Origin of the sequence: Pseudomonas sp. UBA6276, assembly GCF_002438365.1 — a bacterium.
Lineage (GTDB): Bacteria > Pseudomonadota > Gammaproteobacteria > Pseudomonadales > Pseudomonadaceae > Aquipseudomonas > Aquipseudomonas coleopterorum.
The window spans coordinates 1-16,928 of the sequence record NZ_DJUS01000071.1 but is presented as its reverse complement, the minus strand read 5'-3'; the positions used below and the strand labels follow the sequence as shown (position 1 = coordinate 16,928).

Here is a 16,928-nt window from a genome sequence, read left to right as displayed (position 1 = left end):
CTTGGTGCCCAGCGAGCCATGCCCGCCGGCAACCACCACCACATACTGACGACCGTCCTTGCCGGTGTAGGTCATCGGGGTGGTCTGCGCGCCCGCTGGCAGGCGGCCTTCCCACAATTGCTTGCCGTTACGGATGTCGTAGGCACGCAGGTACTGGTCAAGCGTACCGCTCAGGAACGACAGGCCGCTGGCGGTGGTGAACGTACCACCCAGGCTTGGCACGCCCATGGTCAACGGGATCGGCACAGGCGAGCTGTCGCGCACGGTACCGTTCTTGTGTTTCCAGATGGTCTGGTGCGTGGTCAGGTCGACCGCCGCAACGTAGCCCCAGGCCGGAGCCTGGCACGGCAGGCCCATCGGCGACAGCAGCGCTTCCAGGATCACGCCATAAGGTGCGCCCTTGTTCGGCTGCACGCCTTCGGTTTCGCTCTTGCGACCAGGGCCGCCGGCCACTTCTGCAGCAGGCACCAGCTTGGAGCGGAAAGCCATGTAGCTTGGGTTGACGAAGGCCACCTGGCGTACTGGGTCGACCGACAGGCCACCCCAGTCGAACACACCGAAGTTGCCTGGGTAAACCAGAGTGCCCTGCAGCGAAGGCGGCGTGAACGGACCTTCATAGCGCAGCGACTTGAAGTCGATCCGGCACAGCATCTGGTCGAACGGCGTCACGCCCCACATGTCGCGCTCTTGCATCACTGGCGGCATGAAGTTGAGGTCGGACTTGGGTTGGGTCGGCGAGGTGCGGTCGCCTTCCACTGCGCCCTGTGGCACCGGGACTTCGTGGATCGGCACGATCGGCTCGCCGGTCAGGCGGTTCAGCACGTAGATGCTGCCCTGCTTGGTCGAGGCCAGCACGGCAGGCTTCACGCCATCGGCGGTCTTGAGGTCCATCAAGGTCGGCTGGCCGCCGACGTCCATGTCCCACAGGTCGTGGTGGGTGAACTGGTAGGTCCACTTCACATGGCCAGTGTCGATGTCCAAAGCGGTCAGGCCAGCGCTGTATTTTTCCGACTCGGGGGTACGGTTGCCGCCCCACTGGTCAGGCATCTGGTTGCCCATGGGCAGGTACAGCATGCCGTTTTTTTCGTCGACGCTGAACATGGACCACATGTTCGGCGAGTTGCGGGTATAGGTCTGGCCAGGGGCAATCGGCGTGGTGTCGTCGGGGTTGCCGCTGTCCCAGTTCCATACCAGGTGACCGTCGTGCACGTCGTAGGCGCGGATCACGCCCGAAGGCTCGTCCACCGACACGTTGTCGGTCACGTGACCGCCGATCACGACCAGGTTCTTGGTCACGGCCGGTGGCGAAGTGGAGTAGTAACCGCCGGCGGCGAACTCGCCGATGTTGGCGCGCAGATCGACCTGGCCTTTGTCACCGAAGTCTTCGCACATCTTGCCGGTATCGGCGTTCAGGGCGATCAGACGGGTGTCGGCGGTCGGCACGAAAATGCGTTTCGGGCAGGCAGTCGGCGCAGCGGCAGGTGCGCTGGCGTCGGTGACCGGGCTGGCGGCAGCGTAGGCTGCGTCATCGTGATACGACACGCCACGGCAGGTCATGTGCGCCCAGCCCTTGAAGTTCGGCGCGTTCTGCGTGCTGATCTTCGGGTCGAAACGCCAGATTTCCTTGCCGGTGTCCGGGTCCAGGGCGATGACCTGGCTGTGCGGCGTGCACACGTACAGCATGCCGTTGACCTTGAGCGGAGTGTTCTCCGCAGTGGTCTCGCCCGGATCGTTAGGGCCAGGGATGTCGCCGGTGCGGTAGGTCCAGGCCGGGGTCAGCTTGCTGACGTTGTCCGGGGTGATCTGTGCCAGGGGCGAGTAACGGTCACCGTGGGCACTGCGGCCATAGGAGTTCCAGTCGCCGTCCGGCATGGCCGGCGCGGTGTTCGGCATGTTGGCGGTTTCACGGTCCAGCTCGCCCTTGATTTCACCAGGGTTGGTGAACTGGCTGGCCAGTGCGCAGAGACCGGCCAGGACCACGGCGATGCTCAACGCAGCCGTAGCCTTGGGTGCAGGCTGGCGCAGCAGTGGCTTGCGGAACCAGGGCAGCAGCAGGACCACGCCCAAGGCAAACCACAGGGCCAGGCGTGGCACCAGTTGCCACCAGTCCAGACCTACTTCGTACAGCGACCAGATAGTGCTGGCGAACAGTACCGCTGCATACAGACCGATCGCCGAGCGACGGCCTTGAAGCAGTAACACGCCGGTGAAGCCTACGCCGATACCGGCGATCAGGTAGTACAGCGAGCCACCCAGAGTGGCGAGTTTGATACCGCCGGCCAGCAAGGCCAGGCCCATCAGCAGCATTACGATACCCAAGATATTGGGCAGTAGACGCGACCGACGCGGTGCACCGTCAGTGCTCATAGTGAAGAATCTCCATTGTGTTCGTGTGGTTTTTTAATATTCAAATGTCAAGTTTTGATTGTTTACAGATATTGCGAGTCACGTTTAGTTTCAGAATGACGCCTGAATCTTCAGTCCGCCGATCAGTGCATCGTCGATGTGACTGACACCGCCCGGATGACGGATGTATTGCAGGTTCGGTCGCAGTACCAGCCAGTTGGTCATGTGAACCCCGTAATAGAGCTCGGCGCTGTACTCGGTGTCCTGGATCGGCAGGTAGGCGGCATTGTTGTAGTCGCTGACTGCAAGGGTACGGTTATGCCACTCGGCGTTCTTGCGATAGGCCGGATTGACATGAACGCGGGCCACGGCAAAACCGATGTCATCGCGAGCGCGCGCATCGAACAGGCCTTTGTAGACGATGCCGCCTTGCACGTAGTTGTCGATGGCGTTGGTTTTCTTGTCGTGCAGGGTGGCATTGGCGAACACGCTCAGGCCGCGCGAGTTGTCGCTGGCGACGCTGGTCAACTGCTGCTGGGCGCCCAGCCAGAAACCGTGGCGGCTGGATGCGCTGCGGTAGTCCTGGCCGGTGATCGCGGCAGGCTGACCGCTGCGGTCCTTGTAGACATCGTCCGCGTCCGCCGTGCTGTAGTAGTAGCCAGCGCGGTACTCGCCCGGCAGCCCGGCGAGGGTCGGCTTCCAGATCAGCTCGACCGGCAGCATGGCGCCTTCGGTACCGCTGCCGCTGAGTTTGAAGCCGTTGTCATTTTCCAGGTTCGAAGGGTTTTGCTCGAAGATGCCGACCTGGGCGTACAGCTCGGGCGTGATGTTGTATTTGACGCGCAACGCCCACTGGCTCACCGGCCAGTTGTACCAGACACTGCCCACCCAGTTACCCACTTGCGAGCCACAGAACGCCAGGTTCTGGAAGTCGCACGGGAAGCTGTTGAACTCTTCGCCTTCACCGAAGCGACCGGCCTTGATGTCCAGGCGCTGGTCGAAGAACTTCTGCTGGTACCACAGTTGGGTAATGCGCGTGATGTTGCCACGCCCCCAGACTTCCTGAGCCGAAGTGAAACCGCCGACACGCGGATCGTTGATCCGGTCATTGCTGATGTTGTCGCCGTTGCGATCGGTCAACGTGAGCTGAAACTCGGCGTCGTTCCAACCGAGGATCTTCGCCAGGTCCATGTGCACGCCCAGTGCGAACTGGTCGCTGTAGCGTGTGGCGTGGTCATGGTCATAGCCGCCGTGCAGGTTGCTGCCGACTTCGCCGGTGTAGTCGAGCTTGAAGTCGTAACCTTTGGCGGACAGGTCGCCGCGGGTGCCGTTCCAATCGCCGAACATGAAAGGTGACTGGGCATCGAACGCGGGCGTGGCCAAGGCGTCCGGGGCGGCGCTCAGGGTACTCATGGCCATTAAAGCGGTGAACGGCAAAAACGCCCGAGGGCGTGAAAGGGCAGTTGAAGGCATTGGAAAAGAGTTCTTCTGGTAAGTCCGAAGCTGTTCGAGAAGCGCTTCGTTATTTTTCGAAAGTTAAACGTTTCAGTTTGTTGCGGCGGGAGGATATAGATCGAGCACGCGGTTTTAAAGCCGGGTTTGGAAGAGGGTTAGTTGCCGAAACTGCAACAGTGTGACGCTCTGCCGCAGGGCCTGGGCCAGGCGGCGTTGGAATCGATCCGCTGCAGTCGGCCGGAAATGGGCACGACGGCAGCGGCGTGTAAAGCGGTCAAAAGGTTGTACGCAGTCCCACTTGCACACTGCGGCCCTGGGCCGGCGCGATATCGCGCAGGATCGAACTGGCGTAGCGCACGGTCTGGTCAGTGAGATTCTCGCCCTTGACGAACGCCAGCCACTGGCTGCCCCCGATGTCGAAGCGATAACCAGCGCTGGCACCCAAGGTGGTGTATCCGCGTGTGGTACTTTCGTTATCCGGCACCTTGTGCTGCGCGCTGGCGTGTTCGACGTCCAGCCGCGCCTGCCAGCGATCCTTTTCCCATAGCAGCCCGCTGTTCAAGCGAAGCGGGGCGATACGTGGCAAGTCTTCGCCGGTGTCCAGGTTCTTCGCACGGGTGTAATCGCCCGACAGCTCCAACGCCCAGTTGCCGTAGGCATTTTGTGCCAAGGTCCAGCGATCCTGTGCCTCGATGCCGCTGAAACGTGCACGCACGCCGGAATAGGTGTACTCGGGGATGCCGTCGACGTCTTCTTCACCTTCATCGTCAAGCGTGCGGCCGGTGCCCAGCAGTCCGATGTAGTTGGAGAAATGGCTATAAAACACGCCCACGCTGCCTTTGTGGGTACCGTTGTCGAAACGCAGCGCCAGATCGCTCGACACTGCCTTCTCCTTGCTCAGCCCAGCATCACCTACCTCGTAGGTGCCAGTGGCCACATGCGCGCCGTTGGCATACAGCTCATAGAAGGTCGGAGCCCGTTCGGTGTAGCCCAAGGTCGCGGCCAGCGACCAGACGGGCGTCAAGGTGTACACCGCGCCTGTCGAAAGGCTCCCGGCAGTGAAGCTGCTGGCATTGTCCGCTGTCAGGAAGCGCTCGTTCCCGGCAGCGTCCGGGTCGACCCGGGTATGCTCCAGACGACCGCCCAGGCTCAGTTTCAAACGCTCGGTGGCCTGCCAGTCTTCCAGCACGAACAGCGCCAGGGCGTCAGTGTCGGTCTTGGGCACGAACGCTTCTTCGCCCAGCGCCTGGAACTGGCTGCGGTTGACCTGAGCGCCGATCACCCCTTCCAGTGGACCGATTGGCCGGTGGCGGGCTTCGATCCTGGCTTCGTAACCCTCGTTCTTGAACGTGGTACCGACTTCACCGCCTTCGATCTCGCGGTGTTCGTAGTCGGTATAGCCGGCATTCAGTTTCACCGAGCTGATCGGTCCTTCCAGGTCGCGGATTTCCGAAGCGAATGCATAGTGATCCTGCTGCATGCGGATGCGCACGTCGTCTTCCGCCGGCGAGCCGTAATTGGAGTCGTAATTGCTGTAGGAAAGCCCGGCATAACCGTGGTCCCAGGTGTAGGAACCGCCCACTGCTCCGCCGTCCTGACGTCCATCACTGTTGTCGAGCCGGTGCTTGCCACCGTTCTCGTCGGTGTCTTCGCTGGCGCGTTGACGGCTGCTATGGGCGTAGCCAGGAATGCGCAGGTCGTTGAATTCACGTGCGCTGGCGTCCAGATGCAGAGCGAAGGTACCGTTGCCGGCCTCCAGCTTGCCAGCGCTGCTACGGGTTATGTCGGCTCCGCCGTAGCGCAGTTCACCGGCACCTTGGATGCCTTCGATCGCCTCGGTTGGAATGCGGTTATCGAAGCTGTTGACGACTCCGCCAATGGCATTGCCGCCATACAGCAGAGCGGCCGGGCCACGAACGATCTCGATGCGGTCGGTATTGACGGGGTCCAGGGGGACCGCATGGTCATACGACAGCGACGAGGCATCGAGCGCGCCGACCCCGTTGCGCAGAATGCGAATGCGGTCGCCATCCAGCCCGCGAATGATTGGACGGCTCGCACCGGGGCCGAAGTAGGAAGACGACACGCCTGGCTGGTTGTTCAGTGTTTCGCCCAGGCTGCCTTTCTGTGCCAGCGTCAGGCGATCGCCTTTCAGCGCGGTGGTGGGCGAAGCCAATTGCGCGTTGCCCAACGGATTGGCGGTGATGACTTGGGGTTGCAGATCCAGGGCATAGGCCGGTGAGGCGATGAGCAATGCGGCGGCCAGGGGCGTCAGCCCTTTGAAAGAGGGGCGGGTGGTGACGGCAAACATCTTCGAGTCCTTGAGGTGTTACAAAATGTTAGCGTTATAACATAACATTAATAATTGCATCCGCCAGCCTTTTTCCAGCAAAGGGGCGGGGCGCCCCTGCAATTAACGCTTCCCGACATCTTGCCCGTTGGTTAAGGTGCGCACCTTCTGCCCCGCCGTTCCTGGAGCCTGGCATGCATGAACCCACACACAACCCCCTGCACGGCGTGACGCTGGAGCAGATCCTCAATGCGCTGGTGGCGCATTACCAATGGGAAGGGTTGGCGCAGCGTGTCGACATCCGCTGCTTCAAGAGCGATCCGAGCATCAAGTCGAGCCTGACCTTCCTGCGCAAGACGCCTTGGGCGCGGGAAAAGGTCGAGCGGCTGTACGTGCAATTGCAGCGCGGCAAGCGTTGATCCGGGCCGAACGCCCTCTGGTCGCGCTCGCGGCGGCCGCCACCTGGTTCGCCCTGGCGTTGCAGTTGTACCTGGTGCTGTGGTCGCGCTGGCAGATCGAAGCGAGTCTGCTCGGGGGGCTGGTGCATTTCTTCAGCTTCTTCACCATCCTCACCAATACCGCCGTGGCCGGTGTATTGACTGCCCACGTGTCGAGGGGCGACTCGATGTGGCGTCGGCTCTGCCTGCGACCAGCGGTGAGCAGCGGGGTACTGGTCAGCATCGTGGTGGTGGGTGTCGCCTATAGCCTGTTGCTGCGCAACCTGTGGCAGCCCGAGGGCTGGCAATGGCTGGCCAACGAGTTGCTACACGATGTGCTGCCCGTGGCGTTCGTGGTGTATTGGGCGTGTTGCGTGCCAAAAGGCACGCTGCACCTGCGGCACGTGGCGGCCTGGGCGATCTACCCTGTGGTCTACTTCGCCTACATGTTGCTGCGTGGGCACAGCATCGGCGTGTATCCCTATCCGTTTCTGGACGTCTCGAAACTGGGCATGGGCCAGGTATGGCTGAACGCACTGGGAGTGCTGCAGGCCTTCATTGGCTGCTCCGCGCTGGTGCTGGTGATAGACCGCTGCTGGGGACGCGCTGGCGCGCGCTAGGCGCCCGCGCGAGTACCCCTGGCGACAGCCTCACTCGCTGTCGTCGCCCTCATGACGCCAGTAGCCGGCGGCCTTGATCTGCTCCTCGCTCAGCTTGTGGTCGTCCAGCAGCACGCGCCGCAACTTGCGTGACAGCCCAGCCTCGGTCGCGATCCAGCCATAGACCACGCCGTCGGGCAGGCGCAGGTCCTTGACGGTCTGCAGCAGGTCGCCCTGGTGCCGGTCGACCCAGATCACGTCGAAGGCCGCCGCGCTGTCGAACGACTGCTGCTCCTGAGCGTTCTCCACTTCGATGACCAAGAGCGCGCGGCGGTTGCCCGGCAGATCTTCCAGGCGTCGAGCCATGGCCGGGATGGCGGTTTCGTCGCCGATCAACAGGTAGGCATCGAACACATCCGGTACGTGCATCGAACTGCGGGGGCCGCCGATGTGCAGGAATTGCCCTGGCTCGGCCTGGGCTGCCCAGGTGGCCGCGGGACCGTCGCCATGCAGGACGAAGTCGATGTCCAGCTCGCCAGCCGCAAGGTCGATGCGTCGCGGGGTGTAGTCGCGCATCTCGGGCTTGGCGCCTTCGGGCGTGGGCGCCCCGAGTACCATGGTGTCGAGCGCCGCCTGCTGCTCCGGGGTGGTGGCGAACATCAGCTTGATGTGGTCATCGCAGCCTTCGCTGACGAAACCGGCCAGCTCCGGACCGCCAAGGGTGATGCGGCGCATGCGCGGGGTCAGTTGCGCCACGCGCAGCACCTGCAGGCGGCGACGTTTGATCTCGTGCATGACGCGCTGAATACCGAACGGATTTTCTGCCTTCATTGCGAGGGGCTCCTGGGCCGATAGGGGGCTATCGATATAGCTTATTACGCGGCCACACGCGAGTCGATGAATTCGCAGCCCCGTTCAACGCGCCGCCTGCAAGGGCGCATGGCACTGTGTATGAGCCCCCGGCTGCAGGTAGGGCGTCAGGATCGGCGCCATGCCCTTGAGCACCTGCACCGGCAGCGCCGAGGTGAAGCGAAAGCCCTCGGCGGCCTTGCCCGGTACGAAGGCGGTCAGGGTGCCGAAATGGTTTTCGCCGATGAAGAACACGAAGGTCGCGGTACGGTTGATCGCCTTGGAGCTGATCACCCGGCCTCCGGCGCCGAAGCTTGCGATGCGGTTGTCACCGGTGCCGGTCTTGCCACCCATCACCAGCGCAGTGCCGTCATCGGTCTTGAAACTGCCGGATACGCGCCGCGCAGTGCCGGCGTCCACCACCTGCGACAGGGCTTCGCGCATGGCCGCCGCGACCTCGGCAGGCAGGACCCGCTTGCCCCGGTCCGGGTCACTGATCACCCGTGTGTCATAGGGGGTGTCGGCGGCGAAATGCAGGGTGTCGATGCGCACGGTGGGCAGCTTGATGCCGTCGTTCTGAATGATGCCGATCAACTCGGCCAACGCTGCAGGACGGTCACCCGAACTGCCGATGGCGGTTGCCAGCGAGGGCACCAGATGATCGAACGGATAGCCCACGCGCTGCCAGCGCTGGTGAATATCGGTAAAGGCTTCGATCTCCAGCATGGTGCGGATACGGTTGTCGCGGGCGCGCTTGTGGCGGCTGTTGAACAGCCAGCCGTAGACTTCCTGACGCTCGAAGCGGCTGGCCGCACTTGCTTCGCCGAAAGTCGCCTCCGGGTGATTGAGCAGGTAGCCCAACAGCCACAGGTCCAATGGATGGACTTTGGCGATATAGCCTTGGTCCGGCAGGTTGTAGCGGCCAGGGCCATAACTGACGTACATCTCGTTCAGGCGCTTATCGGTGACGCTGTCGCTCTTGCTGTGCTCGCGCACGAAGCGATCGAAGGGTGCCTGCGTCGCGTTGGGGTAGAGGTAGCGGTGCACGGCGGCCAGGCGCTGCGGGGTCGGGCGCATGCCGTCGAGAAAGGTTTCCAGGCGTTGCTCGGTGGTCTTGCGCTGGTACTTCTTCCAGAACCGCTTGAGGAATTCGGTGCCTTCGCGGTCGGCGAAGCGTGCCAGGTATTCCTGCCGACGCGGATCGTCATCGTCCTTGAGCAACTGGCCGCTGTTGCCCGGGGCCGAGTAGGTGCTGTAGCGCACCAGGTCGCGCATCAGGCGAATGAAGGGCAGGTTGATGGACTCCTGCAGCGCTTCCTTGAGCGTGGGAATACGGCCGTTGTCCTCGCGGCGAAAGTTGCCGAAAGTATGAATCCCGCCGCCGGTGAAGAAGCTTTCGGCCGGGCTTGCCGAATACTTGCGCTCCAGGGCTGCGGCGAGCAGCGTCCGTGCGTCCATGCCCGGGTTCTGGATCAGGGTATCGAGCACCCAGCGCGACAGCCGATCGGCGTCCTCGATCTTCACCTGGCGCAGTTGCGCAGGCGTCTGCCCGGCATAGCGTTCATGCAGTTCGTGGATGATCTCCAGGTAGGTGGTCAGCACGCGCATTTTGGCGGTCGAGCCCAGCTCCAGCTTGCTGCCTTCGTTGATGTCGAATGGCTGGTCGGTGTTGTCGGTCTGTACCCGCACGCGCGAGCCGTCAGCCGTGCGCTCGAAGAGGGTGAAGCTGTAGCTCACTTCACGGGTGCTCGCCGGGGTCAGCAGGCGCTCGCCGATCAGGCCGATCTGCTGGGCGAAGGCCGGGTCGGCGAGTTGGCGCAGGTAGTCGCTGGCCTGTTTCTGCAGGTCGGCATTGAGGGTCGTGGTGGCTGAAAGATCCAGACGGTCGAGGTCGTACAGCGGCCGGTCGAGCATGGACGATAGGCGATTGCGTACCACGCTGATGCCCTTGTTCGACTCGTTGGGTTGCCAGGTCGGCTCCTGCACCCAGTCGCGGTAGATGACCTGGCTGGCAAGCGCGGCGGCTGCCAGGGTCGGATCGACGATGCCATTGGCGGCGAGCAGGCGAATGTGACTGTCGGTCAGCTCGGCGAGGTCGTCATGGCCCTTGTTGAGAAAGTACGACGGCCGACGCTGGGCGATCATCAGCGACAGCACCTGACGCAGGGCCAGGCCGCGCGCGGCCTCGCTGGCAGGGTCGGTGGTGGTGCTGGCAAGCGCGCGGTTGACCTGCTCGAAATCGGCGCCGTACCAGACCCGTAGGCCTTCGGCCATGCCATGTACCTCACCGTGGCCGGGCACCGCCGACAGCGGCACGCTGTTGAGGTAGTCGCGCACGATGCGCTGACGCGCTTCCAGCGTCTGCGGACCGCCTTGATAGGCCCGCACACTGGCCGAAATCATCTGACGGATCTTCTCCGGCCCCGAGCCGGTCAGGCCGTCGGGCGAATGGCGGTACTTTTCCAATTGCGTGGCGAGGGTACTGCCACCGGCCGACTGCCCAGGCAGCGCGAACATCCGCGCCACTTGCGACCAGGCCGCCTTGGCGAAGCGCGGCCAATCCACAGCCGGGTTGAGCAGCGGTTCGGGACTGTCGAGCAGGCCGCGGTTTTCGACGAACAGCAGGCTGTCGACCATCACCGGTGGTATCTGGGCGAATTCGGTGTAGAGCTGCTGCGGGTAGCGATACAGGTACAACGGATCGCCCCGGCAATCGGTGATCACCAGCCCGGCCTGGGATTTTTCCTGGTAGGGCACGAACAGGTCGTGCCCGGCGTAGCTCATCAAGGCTGGCGAGAACTGGGTCTGCCGTTCGATCACATAGTTGCGCTTGAGCAGGCGCGGCAGGAAGTCGCCCAGCGCGCTGTAGCCCAGACGCTTGTCGAACGGGCCGGCGCCCGGGTAGACGATGGCCTGGCTCGGTCCCGGTTGCACCTCATAGGTCAGCGAGTTCGCCCAGCGACTGAACTCGCGCGCCTGCAGCCGCGAGGTGCGCATCTCGGCATACATCGCGTACGCCAGCGCGGCGATCGTGATCACTACCAACAGCCAGAACAGACGCCGCCACAGGTGACGTTGACGTGGGCTATCTGGCAATGGCGACGGATCAGGATTGGTAGCGTTGGCTGCAGTCTTGTCAGGTTCGGTTTGCCACAGGACGCCCATAGATATTCACACCGGTCACGGAAAATTCATCGCACCTGGAGCAAGTCTAGACGCTAGAGCGGTCGCGTGAAAAAAATGTGAAAACCAATGTATCGAATCGTGTGAGAAGGTTTTGCGTGAACAAGCGGGCCCGGGCAGGCCCGCAGGGGTATTCAGCGCAGCATGTCCTTGACCAGCCGGTCCTGCTCCATCAGCTCCCGCTGCCGTGCGTCGATGCGCGAAGCGAGCTGGAAGTTGTCCGCAGCTCGGCGCTTGGCCAGGTCCAGTTGCTGGATGGCCTGGTCGAACTCGCCGACCAGTGCAAAAAACTCGGCGCGCGCCTGATGCAGGCCGATGATATTGCCATTCTGCCCGCGGGTTTCAGCCACCAGGTACCACACGTCCGGGTCGTCTGAACGGGTCTTGAGCAGGTTTTCCAGCGCTTTCTCTGCATCGGCCATGCGATTCTGCTTGAGCAGCACATCGACCCGCTTCTGGTTGATCGGGTAGTTGCCCGGGTACTGCGTCAGCAGCCGGTCGATGCGCTGTTGGGCGTCGGGAATGCGGTTGTTGGTAATGTCCAGGTCGACCTGCGCCAGGTTGACGGTGATGTCGTCCGGCTGCTTGGCCAACAGCAGCTTGAGATTTTCACGCGCCTCGTTCAGTTGCCCGGCCTTGATCTGGGCCAATGCCAGACCGTAGCGCGCAGGCAGCGCGTTGGGGTTGTCATCCAGTTGCGCGCGAAAACGCTTGGCTGCCAGCCCCGGCGTTTCCTCGTAGTACAGTTGTACTCGGGCGCGCATCAACTGATACCACAGGCTGTCTTCCTTGCCCCCTGGGGCGGCCTGCTCGGCGCGGTTGCGGGTGTCGGCGATACGCGATTCGCTGACCGGGTGGGTCAGGAGGAATTCCGGCGGCCGGGCATCGAAACGGTACTGGCGCATCAGCCGTTCAAACATGGTCGGCATGTTGCGCGGGTCGTACCCGGCCTTTTCCATGTTGATGATGCCGATGCGGTCGGCCTCCTGCTCGTTCTGCCGAGAGAAGCGCCGCTGCTCCTGAATCGCCGCCGCCTGGCTGCCGGCAATCGCCGCGATGCCGGCATCCCCGGCACCCGAGGCGGCAATCACGATACCGGCCAGCAACGCCGCCATCATCGGCAATTGCATGCGCTGCTGAGCCTCGACGCCTCGGGCGAAGTGGCGTTGCGACAAGTGCGCCAGTTCGTGGGCCAGCACGCCGATGTACTCGCCCTCGGTTTCGGCATTGAAGAACAGCCCGCCGTTGACCCCGACGATGCCCCCCGGCGCCGCAAAGGCGTTGAGCTCCTTGCTGTCGATCAAGATGAATTCCAGGCGCCGATCGTTCAGTTGGCTGGTCTCGGAGAGGCGATACACGCTGGTCTCGACGAAGTCCTTGAGCAACGGGTCATTGAGCTGCTTGACCTGGCCGCGCAACAGGCTCAGCCAGGCACGACCCAATTGATGCTCCTGCTGGGGCGAGACGATCGCCGAGCTGGCGTCGCCAAGCGAGGGCAGGTCGCTGGCGTGGCCGGGTAGCGCCAGCAGGCAGGCGAGGGTCAGCAGGGTAGGGCGCAGAAAGGGCATGCACTGAGCTCGGCAGATGAAAGGCCCTACTGTAGCCGCCCCATTCGGCGACCACCAGAGGCGGCAACCTTGGGTTATTCTGTCGCGCCGCAGTCTGCCGGGATTCACCGCAGCGCCACGGCACCCTTTGGCTGGAGAAGATATCGATGAACGATGTGCCCGAATGTGACGTCGAGCTGGACACCAGCGGTCTTAATTGCCCGTTGCCATTGCTCAAGGCCAAGCTGGAACTCAACCGCATGGCCAGTGGTACGGTACTGAAGGTGATCGCCACCGACGCCGGCTCGCAGCGCGACTTCCGTTCGTTTGCCACCTTGGCAGGTCATGCGCTGTTACACGAAAAGGCGCTGGACGGGGTCTACTCGTATTGGTTGCGCAAGGCCTGAGCCACCACCCTGGTAGCTGGGTCATTCAAGGGAATTTCAATGTTCAAAGTGCTACGCGACTGGATCCAGCGTTACTTTTCCGATGAGGAGGCCGTCATTCTGGCGGTGCTGCTGGTGCTGGCGTTCACCGCCGTTCTGACCTTGGGCGGGATGCTGGCACCCGTGCTGGCGGGGATGGTGCTGGCGTTCCTCATGCAAGGCCTGGTCAACATTCTGGAGCGCCTGCGGGTGCCCTCCGGCGTGGCCGTTGGAGCGGTATTCGCGCTGTTCATGGGCGCGCTGGCGCTGTTCATGCTGGTGCTCGTGCCGCTGCTCTGGCACCAGGTGATCACCCTGTTCAACGAGCTGCCCGGCATGCTCGGCAAATGGCAGTCGTTGTTGTTGCTACTGCCCGAGCGCTATCCGCACCTGGTCAGCGACGAGCAGGTATTGCAGGCCATCGAAGCGGCCCGCGGCGAGATCGGCAAATTCGGCCAGTGGGCACTGACTTTTTCCCTGTCCAGCCTGCCTCTGCTGGTCAACGTCATGATCTATTTCGTACTGGTGCCCATCCTGGTGTTCTTCTTCCTCAAGGACCGGGTGATGATCGGCCGCTGGGTCAGCGGCTACCTGCCGCGCGAGCGTGCGCTGCTGACTCGCGTGGCGCAGGAAATGAACCGGCAGATCGCCAACTACATCCGCGGCAAGGTCATCGAGATCTTCATCTGCGGCGTGGTGACCTACATCGCCTTCGTCGCACTTGGGCTGAACTACGCCGCTCTGCTGGCACTGCTGGTGGGGTTGTCGGTGGTGGTGCCCTACGTGGGGGCGGTGGTGGTGACGGTCCCGGTCACGCTGATCGCGCTGTTCCAGTGGGGCTGGGGTGACCAGTTCATCTACCTGATGGTGGTGTACGGCATCATCCAGACCCTGGATGGCAACGTGCTGGTGCCCTTGCTGTTCTCCGAGGCGGTGAATCTGCACCCGGTGGCGATCATCTGTGCGGTGCTGTTGTTCGGCGGGTTGTGGGGATTCTGGGGCATCTTCTTCGCCATTCCCCTGGCGACCCTGTTCAAGGCCGTGCTGGATGCCTGGCCAAGGCAGGAGCCTACCGTCGCGCCGATGCTCTGAGACCGCGGTGCGGGCTTCGCGGGCAGAGCCCGCTCCCACAGGTGATCCTGTCTGTAGGAGCGGTCAGCGGCCGCGAAAAGCCCAAGCCTTTCTCAACCCTTGCTCAATGCCTGTGCCGCTTCCAGCACACTCTGCACATGCCCCGGCACCTTCACCCCACGCCATTCCTGGCGCAGCACACCGTTCCGATCGATCAGGAAGGTGCTGCGGTCCACGCCCAGGTACTCCTTGCCATACAGCTTCTTCAGCTTGATCACATCGAACAGCTGGCACAGCGCCTCGTCCTTGTCGCTGATCAGCTCGAAGGTGAAGCCCTGCTTGGCCTTGAAGTTCTCGTGGGACTTGAGCCCGTCGCGCGACACACCGAACACCTCGGTGTCGGCGGCCTTGAACTGCTCGAGCAGGTCGCGGAAGTCCTGGCCCTGAGTGGTGCAGCCCGGCGTGCTGTCCTTGGGGTAGAAATAGACCACCACCTGGCGGCCCTTGAGCTCGCTCAGGCTAACGGTCTGGCCGCCAGTGGCCTGGGCTTGGAAATCGGCAACAGGTTCATTGAGAGCGACAGCCATCGGTCAATCCTTACATGGGGTTCTGTGGACGCCAGGGTTCGATCAGCGCATCCAGGTTCAGCGCATCGGCGAAGTCCAGGAACTGGTCGCGCAACCAGCTGATCTGCACACCGGCAGGCAGCGTCACGGTGAACGTGGCATTGAGCATGGTGCCACCGGTCTGCGGCGCTTGGTAGGTGTCGCAGGTCAGGTTCTCGAGCTCGACGTTGTGGTCGATGAAGAACTGGCACAGCTCGTTGATGATGTCGGAACGATACGCCGAACTGACATAGGCCACGTAAGGCAGCGCCTGCGGGCGGCTGTCCAGAGTGGCGCTGCGCACCAGGCTGACGGTGAAGTCGTGCTTCTTAGCCAGCGAGCTCAAGCCGGTTTCCAGGCGCGCCAGGGCGTCCCAGTTACCCGATACCTGCAGAACCAGGGCGCTGTATTCGCCATGACGGGTCAGGCGCGAGGTGGACACCGAGCAGCGGGCGTCGTGGGCCGCGCGGCACAGTACATTGGTCAGTTCCATGGGGTTGCGGCCCAGGGCGCTGATGACGAGGAATTGTTCGCGAACTGTGGGGGTGGACATGCAGCATTCCTAAAGCGATGAGCGGTCGGCAGCTTCAAGGGGCCGGATGACTGGTTCAAGGCCTGCGCCGTACCTCGTGCGAACCTGCGCTGACTGCCCGGCAACGCCCGCAGATACGGGGTGACACCAGGTGACAAGGCTCAGGGACGGGGTTCGAAGCGCCGTTACGGCAGGCGATGACCAGGCAAGAAAGGCAACCCCTGCCGATCAAAGTCTGAAAGGGTATAGAAAAGCGGCGCGAAGGGGAATGCTCGCGGCGTGGTACTTCGCTTGTGCAAGGTGGTTGGCGCCAGTACCATTACCGCTCTCTTTTTCCGGCAGGAGCGGTTGCATGATTGCGGGCAGTATGGTGGCNNACAGCCTGAGCAAGCTGGTGGACTTCCATCTGCAGGAGGGCACCCATGCCATCGTCGCCGTCGGCACCACCGGCGAGTCGGCGACCCTTGATTACGAAGAGCACATCAAGGTCATCGAGCACGTGGTCAAGCAGGTGAACGGGCGTATCCCGGTCATCGCCGGCACCGGTGCCAATTCCACCCGCGAGGCCGTCGAGCTGACCCGCAATGCCAAGGGCGCCGGCGCCGACGCCTGCCTGCTGGTGACCCCGTACTACAACAAGCCGACCCAGGAAGGCTTGTACCAGCACTTCAAGCACGTCGCCGAAACCGTCGACATCCCGCAGATCCTCTACAACGTTCCCGGCCGCACCGCCTGCGACATGCTGGCCGACACCGTCGTGCGGCTGTCCAAGGTGCCGAACATCATCGGCATCAAGGAAGCCACCGGCAACCTCGAGCGCGCCAAGGACATCATCAGCCGTGTCGACAGCGATTTCCTCGTGCTGTCCGGTGACGATCCCACGGCCGTCGAGCTGATCCTGCTGGGCGGCAAGGGCAATATTTCGGTCACTGCCAACGTCGCCCCGCGCGCCATGGCCGACCTGTGCAACGCGGCGTTGAACGGCGAGGCGGAACTGGCCCGCGCCATCAACGACAAGCTGATGCCGCTGCACAAGAACCTGTTCCTGGAAGCCAACCCGATTCCGGTCAAATGGGCGTTGCACGAAATGGGCTTGATGCCCGAAGGCATTCGCCTGCCGCTCACCTGGTTGAGCGCCACCTGTCATGAACCGCTGCGGCAGGCCCTGCGCCAGTCCGGCGTCCTGGTTTAATTGAGGAAGTAAGACGCATGAAGCGATTGGCTGGCCTTTCTGCCCTTGCCTTGGTCATTTCGAGCACCAGCGGTTGCGGGTGGCTCTGGGGCGAAAACGGTTATTTCCGCGATCGTGGCAATGATTACCTCGAGGCGACCCAAACCGCCCCGATGCAACTGCCGCCCGGCGTGCAAACCGACAAGCGTCTGGATCCGCTGCTGCCGATCCCGCGCAACGTCGCCGACGACAACGCCAAGGCATCCGAATTCGAAGTACCGCGTCCACTGCCCTTGCAGGTGGCGGCCCAGGCCAGCGACTTCTCGCTGCAGCGCAGCGGTGAAAACCGCTGGATCCTGGCCCAGCGCGCGCCTGCCGAAGTCTGGCCGATCGCGCACCAGTTCTTCGAGGACAACGG

13 protein-coding genes and 1 pseudogene are annotated in these 16,928 nt (G+C 62.9%); 6 read left to right on the top strand and 8 right to left on the bottom strand.

From position 1 onward, the window contains the following. From B2V21_RS08590 to B2V21_RS08580, 3 genes are all read right to left on the bottom strand, one after another. Positions 1-2,367 (bottom strand): glucose/quinate/shikimate family membrane-bound PQQ-dependent dehydrogenase (locus tag B2V21_RS08590; protein ID WP_286916600.1); only part of this gene is annotated, 2,367 nt, incomplete at its 3' end. A gap of 90 nt (positions 2,368-2,457) precedes the next feature. Further along, complete coding sequence (locus tag B2V21_RS08585) at positions 2,458-3,765, bottom strand: carbohydrate porin (RefSeq protein ID WP_286916602.1); 1,308 nt, start codon at positions 3,763-3,765, stop codon at positions 2,458-2,460. A gap of 310 nt (positions 3,766-4,075) precedes the next feature. Further along, a complete protein-coding gene (locus B2V21_RS08580; RefSeq protein WP_286916599.1) occupies positions 4,076-6,112 on the bottom strand; it encodes a TonB-dependent receptor in 2,037 nt (678 codons plus the stop codon). Positions 6,113-6,285: 173 nt separating this feature from the next. On the opposite strand from B2V21_RS08580, the gene B2V21_RS08575 reads away from it, so the two are divergent. After that, positions 6,286-6,510 carry a VF530 family DNA-binding protein gene (locus B2V21_RS08575; protein ID WP_049862337.1) on the top strand — a complete coding sequence of 75 codons (225 nt, stop codon included), beginning with the start codon at positions 6,286-6,288 and terminating at the stop codon, positions 6,508-6,510. Next, positions 6,507-7,148, top strand: a complete 642-nt coding sequence (locus B2V21_RS08570) for a Pr6Pr family membrane protein (RefSeq protein WP_286916598.1) — start codon at positions 6,507-6,509, stop codon at positions 7,146-7,148. Before B2V21_RS08575 ends, B2V21_RS08570 begins: the two co-directional genes overlap by 4 nt. Positions 7,149-7,178: 30 nt before the next feature. Here B2V21_RS08570 and B2V21_RS08565 read toward each other — a convergent pair whose 3' ends face one another. The 3 genes from B2V21_RS08565 to B2V21_RS08555 form a co-directional block, all read right to left on the bottom strand. Further along, a complete protein-coding gene (locus B2V21_RS08565; protein ID WP_286916597.1) occupies positions 7,179-7,958 on the bottom strand; it encodes a siderophore-interacting protein in 780 nt (259 codons plus the stop codon). Positions 7,959-8,042: 84 nt separating this feature from the next. Beyond that, positions 8,043-11,141 carry a transglycosylase domain-containing protein gene (locus B2V21_RS08560; protein ID WP_286916596.1) on the bottom strand — a complete coding sequence of 1,033 codons (3,099 nt, stop codon included), beginning with the start codon at positions 11,139-11,141 and terminating at the stop codon, positions 8,043-8,045. Between the two features lie 152 nt (positions 11,142-11,293). Then, on the bottom strand, positions 11,294-12,727 hold the full coding sequence (locus B2V21_RS08555; protein WP_122743771.1) for a M48 family metalloprotease: 1,434 nt from the start codon (positions 12,725-12,727) through the stop codon (positions 11,294-11,296). A gap of 146 nt (positions 12,728-12,873) precedes the next feature. Between B2V21_RS08555 and B2V21_RS08550 the strand changes: the two genes are divergently transcribed. After that, positions 12,874-13,113, top strand: a complete 240-nt coding sequence (locus B2V21_RS08550; RefSeq protein WP_049862331.1) for a sulfurtransferase TusA family protein — start codon at positions 12,874-12,876, stop codon at positions 13,111-13,113. A 39-nt stretch (positions 13,114-13,152) separates the two neighbouring features. Further along, a complete protein-coding gene (locus B2V21_RS08545) occupies positions 13,153-14,223 on the top strand; it encodes an AI-2E family transporter (protein ID WP_056843899.1) in 1,071 nt (356 codons plus the stop codon). A gap of 92 nt (positions 14,224-14,315) precedes the next feature. On the opposite strand, the gene B2V21_RS08540 is transcribed toward B2V21_RS08545, so the two are convergent. Both B2V21_RS08540 and B2V21_RS08535 read right to left on the bottom strand, forming a co-directional pair. After that, positions 14,316-14,789: a peroxiredoxin gene (locus B2V21_RS08540; protein WP_286916595.1), complete on the bottom strand. Its 474-nt coding sequence runs from the start codon at positions 14,787-14,789 to the stop codon at positions 14,316-14,318. Between the two features lie 10 nt (positions 14,790-14,799). Further along, positions 14,800-15,360, bottom strand: coding sequence for a glycine cleavage system protein R (locus B2V21_RS08535; RefSeq protein ID WP_043184988.1), 561 nt, complete (start codon positions 15,358-15,360; stop codon positions 14,800-14,802). Between the two features lie 331 nt (positions 15,361-15,691). On the opposite strand from B2V21_RS08535, the gene dapA reads away from it, so the two are divergent. Beyond that, on the top strand, positions 15,692-16,531 hold the full coding sequence (gene dapA, locus B2V21_RS08530; RefSeq protein WP_414708376.1) for a 4-hydroxy-tetrahydrodipicolinate synthase: 840 nt from the start codon (positions 15,692-15,694) through the stop codon (positions 16,529-16,531). Positions 16,532-16,548: 17 nt separating this feature from the next. Continuing rightward, positions 16,549-16,928: pseudogene (locus B2V21_RS08525) on the top strand (outer membrane protein assembly factor BamC); the annotation flags it as partial.

Excerpts from the sequence above, each read along its gene's own strand:
- B2V21_RS08555 (WP_122743771.1), bottom strand. The coding sequence starts at position 12,727 with ATGCCCTTTCTGCGCCCTACCCTGCTGACCCTCGCCTGCCTGCTGGCG.
- B2V21_RS08535 (WP_043184988.1), bottom strand. The coding sequence starts at position 15,360 with ATGTCCACCCCCACAGTTCGCGAACAATTCCTCGTCATCAGCGCCCTG.
- B2V21_RS08565 (WP_286916597.1), bottom strand. The coding sequence starts at position 7,958 with ATGAAGGCAGAAAATCCGTTCGGTATTCAGCGCGTCATGCACGAGATC.
- B2V21_RS08575 (WP_049862337.1), top strand. The coding sequence starts at position 6,286 with ATGCATGAACCCACACACAACCCCCTGCACGGCGTGACGCTGGAGCAG.
- B2V21_RS08560 (WP_286916596.1), bottom strand. The coding sequence starts at position 11,141 with ATGGGCGTCCTGTGGCAAACCGAACCTGACAAGACTGCAGCCAACGCT.
- B2V21_RS08550 (WP_049862331.1), top strand. The coding sequence starts at position 12,874 with ATGAACGATGTGCCCGAATGTGACGTCGAGCTGGACACCAGCGGTCTT.
- B2V21_RS08540 (WP_286916595.1), bottom strand. The coding sequence starts at position 14,789 with ATGGCTGTCGCTCTCAATGAACCTGTTGCCGATTTCCAAGCCCAGGCC.
- B2V21_RS08585 (WP_286916602.1), bottom strand. The coding sequence starts at position 3,765 with ATGGCCATGAGTACCCTGAGCGCCGCCCCGGACGCCTTGGCCACGCCC.
- B2V21_RS08580 (WP_286916599.1), bottom strand. The coding sequence starts at position 6,112 with ATGTTTGCCGTCACCACCCGCCCCTCTTTCAAAGGGCTGACGCCCCTG.
- B2V21_RS08545 (WP_056843899.1), top strand. The coding sequence starts at position 13,153 with ATGTTCAAAGTGCTACGCGACTGGATCCAGCGTTACTTTTCCGATGAG.